Genomic DNA, 1,802 nt, shown 5'->3' with positions numbered 1-1,802 from the left:
CCTCGGCCTGCTGCTTGAAGGTTTCCAGCGCGCCGGCGAGCGCGCCGATCTCGTCCTGGCGTTCGCCATAGCCGGTGGAGACGGTGAGATCGCCGCCGGCCACCTTGAGCATGGCATCGCGGATCGTGACCAAGGGCGTGATGACGCGGCGGCCGACCATGGTCATGGCGCCGAACGTCAGCGCGATCGCGCCGGCGAGCAAGCCGAGCTGCATGATCAGCGAATGCAGCGCGGTGGAGGACTGTTCGGCGCTATGTGCCTTGGCGGCGTCCAGCGCGGTCTCCGCGACTTTGACCGCGGTGGACATTCGGCCCACCGTGAGCGGAGTGAACTGGTTCGCGGTCAACTCGGCCTTCTCTCCGCTTGCCACCGTTGCGATCAGGCGATCGCGCAGCGCGAGATAGTCCGGTTCGAAATAGGCGGTCTTGGCCGCAGCCATCGCGCCGGACAACTCCGGCGGCAATTGCATGCTGGCCGTGATCAGTTCCAGCGCCTTCCAGGCGGTTTCGCTGCCGCCAACGAGCTTTGTGTAGTTCTGGCGCGCGGCCGGTGTGATTTGTCCGGCATTGAGGGACGTCGAGACGATCAGCGAGGCTTCGCCGGCGGTGTTGCGCAACAGCCAGGCATCCTGCTTGATCGCCAGCAGTTGATCGATCGTGGCGTCCTGATGGTCGACCGCCGCGGCGAGGCTTCCGGATATCGCGTCGAGCGTGTCGAGCAACCCCTGGACCGTCGTCACATATTCCTTTGCCAGCGCGAGACGGCGCGCGGCTTTCGGCTTGCGGACTTCGTCCCAGAACTCGCTTTGCTGCGCGGTCAGCGTCTTGAGAAGGCGATCGAATTCGGCGACCTGGGCGCCCTGCTGCGCGAACTCGGCGCGCGCAAGCAGCGCCAGCCCGCTACTCATCGCGGGCATTTCGGCGTCGCGCAGCCCGCGCAGATATGTTTCGACGTCGCTGTCCATGTGGTCGGCGTTCAGCTGCCGGTTGGTGGTGGACATATCCGTGCGCATCTTGCTCATCGCCTTGAACAGATCAGCCGAGATCTCGGCGACGACCGTCATGCGATTGGCCAGTTGCAGGCGCTGCCAGGCCTCCCAGGCGCTGAGCCAGATTCCACCGATGATGATCAGGGCGGCGGCCAGGATCGCTGCCCTGAGCAGCGCGGAGACGGTCAAACGATTCAACATGGTGGCTCCGGGAATGAATGAGGCCATCTGGCCCGAAAAAAGCGGTGACCTGCGACCTGCAACGACACATCGCGCGATTTCAGAATTGCCATCGTCAGGCCGCGCGGATCCTGCCGAGGAATTCGGTGACCTGCTTGCCGAGATGCTGGCTCTGGGTCTCCAGCGTCTGGGAGGCATCGTTGACATGCTCGGCGGCGGCCGCCGCGGCATCGGCGTCGGTCTTGACTCCGGTGATGTTGTCGGAGACGTTCTTGGTGCCCTGGGCCGCGAACTGCGTGCTGCGGGTGATCTCCTGGGTGGCGGCGCCTTGCTGCTGCACGGCAGCCGCAATCGTGGTCGCGACCTCGTTGACCTCGCCGATGATGCCGCCGATTCCCTTGATCGCGTCGATCGCCTCCCCCGCCACCTTCTGGATGTCGGCGATCTGTTCGGAGATTTCTTCCGTCGCCTTCGCGGTCTGGCTCGCCAGCGACTTGACTTCGGAGGCGACCACCGCGAAGCCGCGTCCCGCTTCGCCCGCGCGCGCGGCCTCGATGGTGGCGTTCAGCGCCAACAGGTTGGTTTGCGCCGCGATGGTGTTGATCAGGCCGACCACCTCGCCGATCCGGCTGGC

At 65.4% G+C, this 1,802-nt stretch carries 2 protein-coding genes; both read right to left on the bottom strand.

Annotation, left to right across the window (positions count from 1 at the left end; genetic code table 11):
- On the bottom strand, window positions 1-1,189 hold a 1,189-nt coding region (locus WCB02_RS21660; RefSeq protein WP_423961272.1), incomplete at its 3' end, for a HAMP domain-containing protein.
- 94 nt (window positions 1,190-1,283) lie between these two features.
- On the bottom strand, window positions 1,284-1,802 hold a 519-nt coding region (locus WCB02_RS21655; protein WP_423961271.1), incomplete at its 5' end, for a methyl-accepting chemotaxis protein.

The sequence above is a fragment of the Bradyrhizobium sp. genome, from assembly GCF_049581145.1.
In the GTDB taxonomy this organism is placed as follows: Bacteria; Pseudomonadota; Alphaproteobacteria; order Rhizobiales; family Xanthobacteraceae; genus Bradyrhizobium.
The sequence above is the reverse complement of the archived record's forward strand: the minus strand, read 5'-3'. Positions and strand labels throughout refer to the sequence as shown.